The 14,002-nt window shown below is 66.1% G+C and carries 18 protein-coding genes; 9 read left to right on the top strand and 9 right to left on the bottom strand.

The window, feature by feature from the left end; genetic code table 11:
* Positions 1-32: 32 nt before the first annotated feature.
* Genes DK926_RS15735 through DK926_RS15720 form a run of 4 tightly spaced genes read left to right on the top strand, consistent with a single transcriptional unit; the run spans position 33 to position 3,179 of the window.
* Positions 33-323 carry a DUF503 domain-containing protein gene (locus DK926_RS15735; protein ID WP_068428733.1) on the top strand — a complete coding sequence of 97 codons (291 nt, stop codon included), beginning with the start codon at positions 33-35 and terminating at the stop codon, positions 321-323.
* Positions 324-357: 34 nt separating this feature from the next.
* Positions 358-825, top strand: a complete 468-nt coding sequence (rbfA, locus tag DK926_RS15730) for a 30S ribosome-binding factor RbfA (protein WP_068428737.1) — start codon at positions 358-360, stop codon at positions 823-825.
* Positions 826-836: 11 nt separating this feature from the next.
* The gene (locus DK926_RS15725) at positions 837-1,826 is read left to right on the top strand and encodes a bifunctional oligoribonuclease/PAP phosphatase NrnA (protein WP_114331276.1); all 990 of its coding nucleotides are present in this window, start codon (positions 837-839) and stop codon (positions 1,824-1,826) included.
* 3 nt (positions 1,827-1,829) lie between these two features.
* Positions 1,830-3,179, top strand: a complete 1,350-nt coding sequence (locus DK926_RS15720) for an MATE family efflux transporter (RefSeq protein ID WP_114331208.1) — start codon at positions 1,830-1,832, stop codon at positions 3,177-3,179.
* Between the two features lie 3 nt (positions 3,180-3,182).
* Here the strand turns inward: DK926_RS15720 and DK926_RS15715 are convergent, their stop codons facing one another.
* Genes DK926_RS15715 through DK926_RS15695 form a run of 5 tightly spaced genes read right to left on the bottom strand, consistent with a single transcriptional unit; the run spans position 3,183 to position 6,523 of the window.
* Positions 3,183-4,256 carry an ATP-binding cassette domain-containing protein gene (locus DK926_RS15715; RefSeq protein WP_207890838.1) on the bottom strand — a complete coding sequence of 358 codons (1,074 nt, stop codon included), beginning with the start codon at positions 4,254-4,256 and terminating at the stop codon, positions 3,183-3,185.
* Positions 4,253-5,062, bottom strand: a complete 810-nt coding sequence (locus DK926_RS15710; protein ID WP_114331207.1) for an ABC transporter permease — start codon at positions 5,060-5,062, stop codon at positions 4,253-4,255. The genes DK926_RS15715 and DK926_RS15710 overlap by 4 nt, the downstream gene beginning before the upstream one ends.
* Positions 5,059-5,856: a molybdate ABC transporter substrate-binding protein gene (gene modA / locus DK926_RS15705; RefSeq protein ID WP_114331206.1), complete on the bottom strand. Its 798-nt coding sequence runs from the start codon at positions 5,854-5,856 to the stop codon at positions 5,059-5,061. The genes DK926_RS15710 and modA overlap by 4 nt, the downstream gene beginning before the upstream one ends.
* Positions 5,857-5,886: 30 nt before the next feature.
* Positions 5,887-6,285: a TOBE domain-containing protein gene (locus DK926_RS15700; RefSeq protein WP_114331205.1), complete on the bottom strand. Its 399-nt coding sequence runs from the start codon at positions 6,283-6,285 to the stop codon at positions 5,887-5,889.
* A gap of 43 nt (positions 6,286-6,328) precedes the next feature.
* Positions 6,329-6,523 (bottom strand): hypothetical protein, encoded by a 195-nt coding sequence (locus DK926_RS15695; RefSeq protein WP_114331204.1) that lies wholly within the window; start codon positions 6,521-6,523, stop codon positions 6,329-6,331.
* Between the two features lie 117 nt (positions 6,524-6,640).
* On the opposite strand from DK926_RS15695, the gene DK926_RS27050 reads away from it, so the two are divergent.
* The 3 genes from DK926_RS27050 to truB are packed head-to-tail and all read left to right on the top strand — an operon-like array spanning position 6,641 to position 9,211.
* A complete protein-coding gene (locus tag DK926_RS27050) occupies positions 6,641-7,564 on the top strand; it encodes a metallophosphoesterase (protein WP_114331203.1) in 924 nt (307 codons plus the stop codon).
* A complete protein-coding gene (npt, locus tag DK926_RS15685; RefSeq protein ID WP_114331202.1) occupies positions 7,561-8,226 on the top strand; it encodes a 4'-phosphopantetheinyl transferase Npt in 666 nt (221 codons plus the stop codon). The genes DK926_RS27050 and npt overlap by 4 nt, the downstream gene beginning before the upstream one ends.
* A 58-nt stretch (positions 8,227-8,284) precedes the next feature.
* Positions 8,285-9,211: a tRNA pseudouridine(55) synthase TruB gene (gene truB, locus DK926_RS15680; RefSeq protein WP_114331274.1), complete on the top strand. Its 927-nt coding sequence runs from the start codon at positions 8,285-8,287 to the stop codon at positions 9,209-9,211.
* Here the strand turns inward: truB and DK926_RS15675 are convergent, their stop codons facing one another.
* The 4 genes from DK926_RS15675 to DK926_RS15660 are packed head-to-tail and all read right to left on the bottom strand — an operon-like array spanning position 9,212 to position 12,464.
* Complete coding sequence (locus DK926_RS15675) at positions 9,212-9,919, bottom strand: metal-dependent transcriptional regulator (RefSeq protein WP_114331201.1); 708 nt, start codon at positions 9,917-9,919, stop codon at positions 9,212-9,214.
* Between the two features lie 10 nt (positions 9,920-9,929).
* Positions 9,930-10,799: a metal ABC transporter permease gene (locus tag DK926_RS15670; RefSeq protein WP_114331200.1), complete on the bottom strand. Its 870-nt coding sequence runs from the start codon at positions 10,797-10,799 to the stop codon at positions 9,930-9,932.
* 1 nt (position 10,800) lies between these two features.
* Positions 10,801-11,556 carry a metal ABC transporter ATP-binding protein gene (locus tag DK926_RS15665; protein WP_114331199.1) on the bottom strand — a complete coding sequence of 252 codons (756 nt, stop codon included), beginning with the start codon at positions 11,554-11,556 and terminating at the stop codon, positions 10,801-10,803.
* Positions 11,553-12,464 carry a metal ABC transporter substrate-binding protein gene (locus DK926_RS15660; protein ID WP_165839585.1) on the bottom strand — a complete coding sequence of 304 codons (912 nt, stop codon included), beginning with the start codon at positions 12,462-12,464 and terminating at the stop codon, positions 11,553-11,555. Before DK926_RS15660 ends, DK926_RS15665 begins: the two co-directional genes overlap by 4 nt.
* 123 nt (positions 12,465-12,587) lie before the next feature.
* On the opposite strand from DK926_RS15660, the gene DK926_RS15655 reads away from it, so the two are divergent.
* A complete protein-coding gene (locus DK926_RS15655; protein ID WP_068428773.1) occupies positions 12,588-13,559 on the top strand; it encodes a bifunctional riboflavin kinase/FAD synthetase in 972 nt (323 codons plus the stop codon).
* Positions 13,560-13,663: 104 nt separating this feature from the next.
* A complete protein-coding gene (gene rpsO, locus DK926_RS15650) occupies positions 13,664-13,933 on the top strand; it encodes a 30S ribosomal protein S15 (protein WP_068428774.1) in 270 nt (89 codons plus the stop codon).
* The last annotated feature ends 69 nt before the right edge of the window (positions 13,934-14,002 follow it).

Genomic DNA, 14,002 nt, shown 5'->3' with positions numbered 1-14,002 from the left:
CGTTCGGTCGAACACGATCGAAGGATGGCCGCGTGTATCTGGGTGCTCTCGAGCTGGACGTGCTGCTGGGAGACGTGCGTTCGCTCGACGAAAAGCGTTCGATGGTCGAGCCCGTTCTGGCTGCGCTCAAGCAGTTCGGAGTGTCGGCGACCGAGGCAGGGGAAAGATCGCGCATGCGCCGGTCCCTGTTCGGCGTCGCCGTGGCGGGGTCGGATGTCGACGGTTTGCACGACATGCTGGACGAGTGCGAGCGTCACGTCGCCGAACGCCAGGATCTGGAATTGTTGGCGGTCAGAAGAAGAGTGTTCGGCCCCGAGGACTGAACCGGGGATAGTTGTTCGAGGAGCGTGAAAGATCATGGTGGATCAAGCGAGAGCTCGTAGGCTCGCCAAGCGGATTTCGTCCATCGTCGCGACAGCGATAGATCACGAGATCAAGGATCCACGCCTGGCGTACGTGACGATCACCGACTGCAAGGTGACCGCAGATCTGCACGACGCGACGGTGTTCTACACGGTGCGAGGCGAGAGCCTCGACGCCGAGCCCGATCTCGCCGGTGCAGCCGCCGGACTGGAGAAGGCGAAGGGCGTGCTTCGCTCGAAGGTCGGTGCGGGCACGGGCGTCCGGTTCACTCCGACGTTGACGTTCGCGACGGATACCGTCCCGGATACTGCACGTCACATGGAAGAACTGCTCGAGCGTGCCCGTCAGGCCGACAGCGAGGTGGCTCGCGTCGCCGCGTCGGCGAAGCCAGCGGGTGAGGCCGATCCGTACAAGGCCCCGCGCGAGACGACCGAGAGTTCCGAGTCCACCGACCTGGACTGAACGAGGTGACGATGACTCCAGGCACGTCGTCGGACACGACGGTCGACGACAAGTTCGCCCAGGCGATTTCGTTGCTCGAAGCAGCGAGCACGGTCACCGTGCTGTGTCACGTGCAGCCGGACGCGGACACCATCGGCAGCGGTCTCGCGCTGGCCATCGTGCTGAAGCGTCGCGGCGTCGACGTCGAGGTGTCCTTCGCCACACCGAGCGAACTGCCGGAGTCCATGAGCGAGCTTCCCGGCCGCGAGATGTTGGTCTCGGCCGGGGAGGTTCGTCGCGGTGTCGATCTGGTGGTGTCGGTCGACGCGGGTAGCCGCGGGCGGCTCGGCGATCTCGGCGACTGCCTCGACGCGGCGGACGCGTCTCTCGTCATCGACCACCATCGGTCGAACACACGGTTCGGCACGTTGAACGTCGTCGATCCGGCTGCGGAATCGACGACGGCCGTCATCACACGCCTGCTCGACGCCTGGAGTGTCGACATCGACGCCGACATCGCGCACTGTCTGTTCGCCGGTCTCGTCACCGACACCGGCTCGTTCCGGTGGGTTCGTCCCGGATCCCATTTGCTAGCCGAGCGTCTGCTCGCGACGGGTATCGACGGGGCCGCCATCGCCCGCCGGTTGTTGGACAGTCACCCGTTCGGGTGGTTGCCCATGCTCGGTTCCGTGCTCGGCTCGGCGACGCTCGTGCCGGAGGCCGTCGCGGGGCTCGGACTGGTGTACGCGGCCATCCTCTGCTCCGATTCCGCCGGTCTGCGATCCGAGGAGATCGAGAGCGTCATCGACATCGTGCGCACGACGTCCGAAGCCGAGGTCGCGGCGGTGTTCAAACAGCAGACCGCCGACGAGTGGACGGTGTCGCTGCGGTCGAAGTCGTCCGTCGACGTCTCGGTCGTCGCGGCGACGCTCGGAGGCGGCGGGCATCGCAACGCCGCCGGCTTCACCGCGTTCGGGACCAAGGAAACCGTCGTCGCGGCGCTGATCGAGGCGCTCGGCTGATCGATGGCTTCGACAGACGCGTTCGTTGGCCGTGACGCGAGTGCTCGCAGGATTCTGGGTCTTGCGCTGCCCGCCCTCGGTGTACTGGCGGCCGAACCCCTGTATCTGTTGTTCGACGCCGCTGTCGTCGGTCGACTCGGTGCGCTTCCCTTGGCGGGTCTGGCCGTGGGCGGCCTCGTCCTCGCTCAGGTCAGTACCCAACTGACCTTCCTGTCCTACGGCACGACGGCCCGTGCGGCACGCATGCACGGCGCCGGACGCGAACGCGACGCCATCGGGGAGGGCGCACAGGCCACGTGGCTCGCCCTCATGCTCGGTGTCGCGATCATCGGGGTGATGCAGGTGCTGTGCGGTCCGATTCTGTCGGTCATCGGTGGCGGCGGTGACATCTCGGCGGAGGCGACGCTCTGGTTCCGCGTCGCAGTGCTCGGCGTCCCGTTCATTCTGGTGTCGTTGGCTGGAAACGGCTGGATGCGCGGGGTTCAGAACACTAGGCGACCGCTGGTGTTCGTGGTGTCCGGCCTCGGTCTGTCCGCGATTCTGTGTCCGCTGCTCGTGCACGGGCTGTTCGGTTTTCCGCGGCTCGAACTCGTGGGATCGGCGGTTGCGAACGTCGTCGGCCAGGCGGTGGCCGGAGCGTTCTTCATCGCCGCAGTGCTCCGAGCAGGCGTGCCGCTGCGGCCCGACTGGTCGATCATGCGCGCTCAGCTGGTGCTGGGGCGTGACCTCGTTCTGCGGAGCTTGGCGTTCCAGGCGTGTTTCCTGTCGGCGGCAGCAGTCGCGTCGCGCTTCGGTGCGGCGGCCGTCGCGGCGAACCAGGTCGTCCTGCACCTGTGGAATCTCGTTTCGTTGACACTCGACTCGTTGGCCATCGCCGCCCAGACGCTCGTCGGTGCCGCACTGGGCCGAGGAGACAGCAGGGGCGCGACCCGACTCGGCTGGCGGCTGACGGTCTGGTCCACCGTGTTCGCGCTCGTCCTCGCGGCGGTGTTCGCGCTAGGACTGCCGGTCATCCCGAACCTGTTCACCAGCGACGGCGCAGTCATCGACGAGATGGCGTCGATCTGGTGGATCTTCGTCGTCATCGTTCCGATCGCAGGCGTCGTGTTCGCGCTCGACGGGGTACTGCTCGGCGCAGGCGATGCCGCGTTCCTCCGTACTGCCACGCTGGCGTGCGCGCTCGTGGGTTTCCTGCCGGCGATCTGGCTGGCGCTGGCGTTCGACTGGGGCTTGCGCGGAATCTGGTGTGGCCTCGGCATCTTCGTGACCCTGCGGATGGTCGCGGTGGTCGCGCGTACCTTGTCGGGTAAATGGACCCTCGTGGGAGCCGACATCCAGCGCAGGTCGGCCTGACGGTCATCGGGACGCCGGGTGCAGCGCCACCTCGTGACTCTTGACGACGAAATACACCTGCTTGCCGGGTTCGAGATCGAGCTCCCGCGCGGCCGTGGGCGTCACATCCGCGGCGACGCCGGGGGAGCCGTCGGGGTTGTCGGACCCGCGAAGCCGAACCGTCGCGCCGTGCACGTCGATCTCGGCGAGGGTCACCGGCAGCACGTTGCGAGGGCTGCCGTGGGGTGGCTCGGAATACACGGCGACGGAGGCAGGCGAGAAGACCGCGACCGCCGAGCCGTCGGCGACATCTCCGTGACCGAACACCTCAAGGCCCCACGGCGTTCGAATAGACCCCGAACCGTCGACGTGGCCCGGCAGCAGATTGACCCCCGCGATGCGGGCGGCGAACAGACTGCGGGGTGCGGTGAGGACCTCCGTCGTCGTACCGCGTTCGACGATTCGGCCCGACTCGACGACGACGACGGTATCCGCGAGCGCGAGAGCGTCGAGCAGGTCGTGGGTGACGATGACGGCCGTTCGATGCTGCTCACGTAGGACCGTGCGGAGCAGCCGTCGCACGGCAGGCGCGGTCCCGACGTCCAGTGCCGACATCGGCTCGTCCAACAGCAAAACACGGGGGTCGGCGGCGAGGGCGCGTGCGATCGCGATGCGCTGAGCCTGACCACCCGACAGCTGCGACGGTCTGCGTCCGGCGAGGTCGGCGGCGTCGACGGCCGTCAACCAGTCGTGCGCGATACGGCGTGACTCTCGACGTCCGACGCCCCGGCTCCGGGGTGCGAAGGCGACGTTGGCCTCGGCGGTCAGATGAGGAAACAGCAGCGCTTTCTGCGTCAGTGTTGCGACGCCACGCGCATGGGCGGGGACGAACGTGCCGTCCGTCGTGTCGGCGACGACGTCGGATCCGAGAACGACGCGTCCGCGGTCGGGACGTAGGAGTCCCGCGACGAGAGACAGCAGTGTCGTCTTGCCTGCGCCGTTGGGCCCGAGCACGGCCACCACCTCGCCGTCGTCGATCTCCATGTCGAAGTCGACGTCGCGGCCGGTGATCTCGGCGCAGAGGGAAACGGACGTCACAGTGCACCTGCCAGTCGGCGGCCTCGTGCCGCGAGCACGATGACTGCGGCGACGGCGATCAGCAGCAGCGACAGTGCCACCGCGGCGTCGGCGTCGGTCTCACGCTGGAGATAGATCTCCAGCGGCAGCGTTCTGGTGACGCCCTGCAGTGAGCCGGCGAAGGTCAGGGTTGCGCCGAATTCACCGAGTGCGCGCGCAAACGCCAGCACGGCGCCCGACACGAGACCCGGAAGAACCAGAGGAACGGTGACCCGTCGCAACACCGTCGTCGGGCGGGCTCCGAGTGTGGCGGCGACCGTCTCGAAGTCGCGTCCCGAACTGCGCAGTGCGCCTTCGAGGCTCACGACGAGAAACGGCAACGACACGAACGTCTGCGCGAGAACCACTGCTGTCGTCGAGAAGGCGATGCCGATGCCCCACGCGTCGAGATATTCGCCGAGCAGCCCGAGCCGGCCGAAGGTGTAGAGCAGTGCGATACCGCCGACGACGGGAGGCAGGACGAGGGGGAGCAGCACGAGTGCGCGCAGCACGGACAAGCCGGGAAAGTCCGTGCGGGCGAGCACGAGTGCCATCGGCACGCCGAAGACGACGCACAGGCAAGTGCTCGTCGCGGCGGTCTTCAGACTCAGCAGAAGTGCGCTCTTCGACGCATCCGACGTGATCAGCGGCACGAAATTCGGCCAGTCGATCTTCAGGATGATCGCCACGAGAGGTGCGACGACGAAGAGCGCACCGATCGCGGCCGGAACGAAGACCCACGCCGGAATCTCGACGCGTACGTCGTTCCCGCGCCGAGCAGAGGTCACGGCGCGCCGAATCCTGCCTCTGTCAACACGCGTCGGCCGGTATCGGACGTCACGAGAGCAACGAATGCTGCTGCGGTGCCGGCATTGTCGCTGCTGTTCAGTGTTGCGATCGGGTAGGTGTTGACGGCTTCTGCGGATTCCGGGAAGTCGACCGTCGCCACCTGGTCGCCGACGCCTGCTGCGTCGGTCACGTAGACCAGTCCGGCATCGGCCTGGCCCGAGGTGACCTTGCCGAGCACGTCGGTCACCGCGGATTCCTCGCTGACGGCGGGGATTTCGGTGCCTGTGGCGTCTTCGACCTTCTTCGTCGCGCTGCCGCAGGGCACCTGAGGTGCGCAGATGACGGTCAGTACGTCGGGGTCGGCCAGGTCGGCGAACGAGGTGACGTTCTTCGGGTTTCCGGGCGCGGTGACGATGGTCAGCGTGTTGGTGGCGAAGTTCGTCGGATCGCCCGCGACCAGATCGCCGTCGACGGCCTTCGTCATGTTGCTGGTGTCCGCAGACGCGAACACGTCGGCTGGGGCGCCCTGGGTCAGCTGCGTGACGAGGTCGGACGATCCCGCGAAGTTGAACTCGACGTCGGTGCCGGGGTTCTCGGTCTCGAACATCTCTCCGAGTTCGGTGAACGTCGTCTTCAGCGACGCGGCGGCGAACACCGTGATGTCACCGGTGACGGCGCCGCTCGATGCCGTGGCCGATGCGTCGGAGTCGCTGTTGGTATCCGAGTTCGAACAGCCGGCAACGAGAGCCGCGGATGCTCCGAGAGCAACGAGGGTGGCGAGAGTGCGATGCACGAAAAGTTCCTTCGTCTGTCGTGGCCTGATTCAGGGTGCTTCGACGATGACCGTCGTCGCCTTCACGACGGCGACGGCCACGGTGCCGGGTTCGAGGCCCAGAGTGCGCACCGATTCGGTGCTCATGAGCGAGACGACGGTGAACGGTCCGCACTGCATTTCGACCTCGCTCATGACGGTGTCCGAGGTGACCTTCGTGACCAGGCCGACGAGGCGGTTGCGCGCCGAACTGCCCGTCCCGGTCGGGTCGGGAGGAGGCGACGCGTTCTCCCGGGCGAACCTCGCGAGATCCTGTCCGTCGACGACCTTCCGGCCTGCCTCGTCCTTGGTCGACGCTAGTGTGCCGCCGTCGATCAACCGCCGGACGGTATCGTCGCTCACTCCGAGGAGGGCGGCGGCGTCCTTGACGCGAATCCTCGAATGCGGCATGAACCGAACTCTAGACCAGCACGTGCGGCTCTGGACGGCCGGGTCAGCGGCGTCTGCGTGCGTTGACGATACGTGCGAGAACCATCGCGGCCATCAGCGCGATGCCGCAGACGACGGCGGTCACGAGGAAACCGGTGACGAAATCGTCCGACGCGATGCCTGCCAGGAGTGCTGCCATCACCGTGATGATGATCGCGGCACGCATGCCGCCCTTCTCGGAGGCGGAGAGATTTCCCATGGCTCGATTGTGTCATCGGGGTGTCTACCCGCCCGCACGCCTGCGGGAATCGTCGAGCAAGATAGGGCGTTGGTAGTTCTTCGAATCGAGTAACGCTACATCGGAAGGACCGCGTAGTTGACAGCCAAGCTCTGGGCAGTGAGTGACATCCATATCGGCCACCGAGGCAATCGTCCGGTGACCGAGGCGATCGCACCCGAGTCGCCGGAGGACTGGCTGATCGTCGCCGGCGACGTCTCGGAGAAGACCGACGACATCAAGTGGGCGCTGGAGCATCTGCGCAGCAAGTTCGCGAAGGTGATCTGGGTCCCCGGAAACCACGAACTGTGGACCACCGCCAAGGATCCCGTGCAGATCCACGGCGTCGCCCGGTACGAGTACCTGGTCAACCTGTGCCGCGAGATCGACGTCGTCACCCCCGAGGATCCTTACCTCCTGTGGGAGGGCGAAGGCGGCCCTGCGACGCTCGTGCCGATGTTCCTGCTCTACGACTACTCGTTCCTCCCGCGCGGCGCGATCGACAAGGAGCACGGTCTGACGATCGCGCGGGACAAGAACGTCGTCGCCACGGACGAGTTTCTGCTGTCGCCGCAGCCGTACGCGACCCGAGACGCGTGGTGCCATGCACGAATCGACTCGACACGGGCACGGCTCGACGCGCTCGACCTGTCCATCCCGACGGTGCTCATCAACCACTTTCCATTGGTGCGGCAACCGACGGATGTGCTGATCTATCCCGAATTCGCGCTGTGGTGCGGTTCGACGCTCACCGCCGACTGGCACACGCGCTACAACGCTGTGTGCTCGGTGTACGGCCACCTGCACATTCCGCGCACCACGTTCTACGACGGAGTTCGGTTCGAAGAGGTATCGGTCGGCTACCCGCGGGAATGGCAGCGACGCGGGTTGCCCGAGCAGGTCCTGCGTCAGATACTTCCCGTGCCCGAGTATCCGGCGGGGTCGTTGAACAAGTGGGGTGGCCATTTCAAGGTGACACCCGAGATGGAAGCCGAAGTCGAGAAGATGAGGTCGCAGCGTTGATCGAGTCCATTCTGCCGAGTGGCGTCGTCGCCGCGGAACTCTACGAGGACCCGCCCGGTCTCGCGCCGCATCCACTCGAGGCCCCGCTGGTGGCGAAGGCCGTCGACAAGCGCAAGCGGGAGTTCACGTCGGCGCGACACTGTGCGCGGGTCGCGATGGAGAAGTTGGGTGTCGAGCCCGCACCGGTAATGCGGGGCGCGTCGGGTGCGCCGCAGTGGCCGAAGGGCGTGGTCGGCAGTCTCACGCACTGCGACGGATACCGTGCGGCAGTCCTCGCGTACTCGATGCAGGTGCGTTCGGTCGGTATCGACGCCGAACCGCACGGGCCGCTGCCCGACGGTGTTCTCGACGCGGTCAGCATCGCCGCGGAACGGGACTGGCTCGCATCGCAGAACGACGACGGCACCCACTGGGATCGACTGCTGTTCTGCGCGAAGGAAGCCACGTACAAGGCATGGGAGCCGCTGACCGGCCGCTGGCTCGGTTTCGAGGACGCGCACATCACGTTCGAACGCACCGGGGTCGGCGAGGACGTCTCCGGGACCTTCCATTCACGACTGCTGGTGCCCGGCGACACGCAGGCCGGACCGGCGCTGACGTCGTTCGACGGGCGTTGGCTCGTCCAGGGCGGTCTGATCGTGACGGCGATCGCGGTCGTCTAGCGCGCGTCGGCCGGTCTACGGCGTTCGGGTGGTCCGCCGCCTGGCAGAATGGTCACTCGTGTCTGCGCGTGGAAAATTGTCGTCCGGTCTCGTCGGAGCCGGTTTGTTGGTCGTCGACAAAGGTCAGGGAGTGACGAGTCACGACGTGGTGGCGTCGTGCCGCAAGCTGTTGAACACGCGCAAGGTCGGGCACGCGGGCACGCTCGATCCGATGGCGACCGGTGTCCTGGTCCTTGGTGTCGAGCGGGCGACGAAAATGCTGGGCCTGCTCGCGCTCACGACGAAGGCGTACACGGCCACCATCCGCCTCGGTCGGACCACGACCACCGACGACGCCGAGGGAGACACACTGGCCGACGTCGACGCGTCCGCGGTCACGGACGACGCCATCGCCGCCGAGATCGCGCGGTTGACCGGTGACATCGAGCAGGTGCCGTCGAGGGTGAGCGCGATCAAGGTCGACGGCCAGCGTGCCCACAAGCTCGTTCGAGCGGGCGAGGAATTCACGATTCCTGCTCGACGCGTCAGCGTGACTCGCTTCGACGTCGTCGCCCGACGGGACGTCGAGGACGGTGGTTTCGTGGATCTCGACGTCGAGGTGGACTGCTCGTCGGGAACCTACGTGCGCGCCTTGGCACGGGATCTCGGTGCGGCGCTCGGAGTCGGTGGCCATCTGACGGTGTTGCGTCGGACGAGGGTCGGCCCGTTCACGCTGGCGCATGCTCGCACGCTCGAACAGTTGGCGGACGAGCCCGGAGTGAGTCTCGACATCGACGAGGCAGCGCGAACGGCGTTCCCGCACAGGCAGATCGATGCCGCGGAGGCCGAGTCGATCAGTCAGGGACGGTGGCTCGACCCGATCGGTATGTCGGGCGTCTACGCCGCGATCGACCCGAGCGGACACACGATCGCGCTGCTGCAGGAGAAGGGCAAGCGGGCCAGTTCGGTCATGGTCGTTCGCCCGGCAACCCTGCGTGGGCTGTAGTCAGGACGGAACCATCCAGATCGCCTCGGCCGCACGCTGTCCGAGGTCGATTGCGTTCTTGCTCGGCTGGCCGAGTTCGATGGCGACGGTACCTGCATAGTCCCGTCGCTCGAGCACGGTGATCGACAGATCGAGCTTGATTCCGACGGAGTCGAAGTAGCGCAGCATCGCGGGATCCGAATCCGAGATGCGGGCGACTCGCCCGCGCTGACCGTCGGTGTACTCGCTCAGACGCGTCGCCTCGGGGGAGGAGATCGCACCGTCGACCGACGGAATCGGATCCCCGTGCGGATCTCGTTGCGGGAAGCCCAGTTTCGCGTCGATGCGCGCCATCATGAGATCGGACACGGCATGTTCGAGGATCTCGGCTTCGTCGTGCACCTCGTCCCATCCGTAGCCGAGTTCTCGGACGAGGAAGGTCTCGATGAGGCGATGCCGACGAACCATCGCGACCGCTGCGGTGCGTCCACGATCGGTCAACGAAATCGCGCCGTAGCGCGCATGATCGACCATTCCCTGATCGGCGAGCTTGCGGATCGCTTCCGAGACGGTCGACGCCGACACCCCGATACGTTCGGACAACATCTTCGTGCTGACCGCTTCCTCGCTCCACTCGCTGGCGGTCCAGATGACCTTCAGATAGTCCTGCGCGACGGCGGACAACTGCACGTCGTCGGCCGTGCCGGGCTCATCGGTTCGTTCCACCACGGCACCGAGCTTAGGCAATCGCATCCGAAATGACACGTCGTCGCCTGAGCCGACGCGTCACCATTCCCTGCGTCGGGCTGAACAGGTACGCCAGCGTGAATGCGATTCCCTGTGCGAGCACGACGGTGCCGCCGGACGAGACGTCGAGATAGAAACTGACGTAGATACCGACGACAGCGCATGCGACGCCGATGCTCGGGGCGAGAACCAGCATGCGGCCGAACCGGTGCGTGAGCAGATAGGCCGTCGCGCCCGGAGTGATGAGCATGGCAACGACGAGGATGACGCCGACGGCCTGAAGCGCGACGACGGTCGTCAGCGCGAGCAGCGTCAGCATCAGACCCGACACGACGGTCGGCGAGATGCCCACCGCACGGGCCTGCGTCCGGTCGAACGCGAACAACGTGAAGTCCCGACGCTTGGCGACCATCACGACGAGCGCGATTCCGCCCAGCACGAGGACCTGCCACATGTCTCCTTGCGACACGCCGAGCAGGTTGCCGAACAGGATGTGGTTCAGGTCGATCTGGCTCGGAAACTTCGACACCAGAACGACGCCGAGCGCGAACAGCGTCGTGAACACGACGCCGATGGCCGCGTCCTCCTTGACCGGTGTCGTGTTACGGACGAGACCGATCGTGCCGACCGCGACGAGGGCGAACAGCAGCGCACCGATCGCGAACGGAGCACCGAGCAGATACGACAGCGCGACGCCCGGCAGCACCGCATGCGAGACGGCGTCGCCCATCAGCGACCAGCCGATCAGTACGAGCCAGCAGCTGAGCACGGCGCACACGACGGACGCCACGACGGTCACGAGGAGTGCGCGTCGAATGAACGTGTACTGCAACGGTTCTACGAAGAAATCGATCAGGTACATGTCAACTCTTCTCGGTGACGGACGTGCGCAGCGGGTCCATTCCGAACGCCAACGCCAGGTTCTCCGGACGCAGCACGTCCTGCGGCGTTCCGTGCATCAGCACTCGTTGCTGCAGCAGTACGGCTTCGTCGCACAGATCGGGGAGCCCGTGCAGGTCGTGCGTCGACACGAGCACCGACGCGCCCGCCGACGTCAATTCGCGAAGCAGCCGCGTGATGGTCGACTCCGTCCGCTTGTCGACGCCCGCGAACGGTTCGTCGAGCAACAACAGCGCGGCTTCCTGCGCGATGGCCCGTGCGACGAACGCGCGTTTGCGCTGTCCGCCCGACAGCTGGCCGATCTGCCGGTCGGCAAGCTCGGTCAGTTCGACGCGATCGAGAGCCTCGGTCACCGCGCGACGGTCCTGTGCGCGCGGCGATCGCATCCAGTTCTGCTTGCCGTAGCGGCCCATCATGACGACTTCTCGCACGCTGATCGGGAACGTCCAGTCGACGGATTCGCTCTGCGGGACGTAGCTGACGGTGCCGGACTTGCGTGCGTCGACGGGCGGGCCGCCGAAGATGCGGATGGATCCGGAGTCCGGGCGTACGACGCCCATGATCGCCTTGAAGAGCGTCGACTTGCCGGATCCGTTCATCCCGACCAGGCCGCATATCCGGCCCGGCTGGAGTGTCAGGGACGCGTCGACCAGGGCGGTGACGTCGCGGTAGCGGACGCCGACTCCGGCGACGTCCAACGCGGGTGATGACGTGTTCATCGGTCCTTCCCCAGTAGTGCGTCGGTGATGACTCGTGCGTCGTAGGTGAGCAGATCGAGGTAGGTCGGTACCGGTCCGCCGTCCTCGCTCAGCGAGTCGACGAAGAGTTTGCCGCCGAACTCTGCGCCCGTGTCCTCGGCCACCTGGAGCTGTGCCTTGTCGGACACCGTCGACTCGCAGAAGACGGCAGGAACGTCGTTCTGTTTCACGAAGTCGATTGCGGCGACCACCTGTTTGGGCGTACCTTCCTGTTCCGCGTTGACAGGCCACAGGTAGGCCTCGCGTAGGTCGAAGTCACGGGCCAAATAGCCGAACGCGCCCTCGCACGACACGAGCGCGCGCTGGTGCGGCGGCAGTTCGTCGAGGTCGGTCCGCAGTTCCTCGCCGACCGCCCGTAGTCGTGCCGTGTAGTTCTCGGCGTTGCGGCGATAGTCGTCGCCGTGCACCGGATCCAGCCGGACGAAGGCGTCGGCGATGTTCTTCACGTACGTCTCGGCGGCCACCGGCGACATCCACGCGTGCGGATTCACCTTGCCGGCATAGGCGTCGGAACGGATGTAGACCGGCTCGACGCCGTCGCTGACGACGGCATGTGGAGCGGGAACACGCTCGACGAACTTCTCGAACCACGCTTCGAGACCGAGACCGTTGTCCAGAATCAGCGCCGCCCGCTCGGCGGTGCGCAGGTCGCCCGGCGTGGGTTCGTAACCGTGGATCTCCGCGCCCGCCTTCGTGATCGACTGCACGTCGAGATGCTCGCCTGCGACGTTGCGTGCCATGTCCGCCAGAACCGTGAACGTCGTCAGGACGAGCGGTCTGGCGTCGCCCGTGAACTCCGCATCGGTCTCGCCGACCGACCGCGCACACCCGCCGAGCAGGCCGACGCACAGCACCACCGCTGCGAGCATGCGAAGAAATAAGTTCGGCACACCGAAATCTTTGCACCGGCGGCGAACGTTTGTCCACCTGTGTCGCATGAGACGTCCGATCCGGAAGTGACCCGACGGCACTCGGCCCGTAGGCTCTGACTCGTGCAGAGATGGCGAGGTCTCGACGATGTACCTGCCGACTGGGGTCGTTGTGTTCTCACGATCGGCGTATTCGATGGCGTGCACCGCGGTCACGCCCAACTGATCACCCGGGCGGTGAAGTCGGCGAAGGAACGTGGAATACCCAGCGTTCTCATGACTTTCGACCCACACCCGATGGAAGTGGTTCGGCCCGGATCGCATCCGGCGCAACTGACCACACTCACCAGGCGAGCCGAGCTCGCCGAAGAACTCGGCATCGACGTCTTCTGTGTCATGCCGTTCACTCCCGAGCTCATGAAGCTGACGCCCGAGCGCTACGTCCACGAAATCCTCGTTGAGAGACTGCATGTCGCCGAGGTCGTCGTGGGCGAGAACTTCACGTACGGCAAGAAAGCGCTCGGCAACGTCGCCTTGCTCCGGAAGATCGGTGAACGGGCCGGCTTCGCGGTCGACGGCGTCAACCTGTTGGCCGAACATGCGGTGACGTTCTCGTCCACCTACATCCGATCGTGCGTCGACGCAGGCGATGTCGCTGCGGCCGCCGCGGCGCTCGGTCGGCCGCATCGGGTGGAAGGCGTCGTCGTCCACGGCGACGGGCGCGGCAGGCAGCTGGGATACCCGACGGCCAACGTCGCCCCACCCATGTATTCGGCTATCCCGGCCGACGGCGTCTACGCCGCCTGGTTCACGGTGCTCGGCCCCGGCCCGATCATGGGAACCGTCACACCAGGGGAGCGTCATCGCGCCGCGGTGTCCGTCGGTACCAATCCCACGTTCTCGGGTCGCACGAGGACCGTCGAGGCGTTCGTTCTCGACAGCGACGGAGACCTGTACGGGCAGCACGTCGCCGTCGACTTCGTCGAACGACTGCGCGGGATGGAGAAGTTCGACTCGATCGACGACCTGATCGAGGAGATGGGTCGTGACTCGGACCGTGCACGCGCGGCGCTGACGGAACAGACGTCCTGGTAGGATACTTCCTCGGCGCATGCTGCGGTCCGCGGTGGCTGCGTCCGGTTCGATCCAGGTGATCGAACTTCCTTGCACGCGGACGTCAGTGAGATGGAGTAGTACCAGTGGCATTGACCACCGAAGAGAAGAAGGCCGTACTCAGCGAGTACGGCTTGCACCCGACCGACACCGGTTCGCCCGAGGCTCAGGTCGCGATGCTCACCAAGCGCATCACCGACCTCACCGAGCACCTGAAGAAGCACAAGCACGACCACCACTCCCGCCGCGGCTTGCTGCTGCTGGTCGGTCGTCGTCGCCGCCTTCTGAAGTACGTCGCGAAGGTGGACGTCACCCGTTACCGTTCGCTCATCGAGCGTCTGGGACTGCGTCGCTAGTTTCGGCGCCGACGCGCCCGTACGATGGGCGGTCATCGAAATATCGCAGTAGCCAACGAGGCAGTGCTT

It is taken from the genome of Rhodococcus sp. Eu-32 (assembly GCF_003336925.1).
Classification (GTDB): Bacteria; Actinomycetota; Actinomycetes; order Mycobacteriales; family Mycobacteriaceae; genus Rhodococcoides; species Rhodococcoides kyotonensis_B.
The sequence above is the reverse complement of the archived record's forward strand: the minus strand, read 5'-3'. Positions and strand labels throughout refer to the sequence as shown.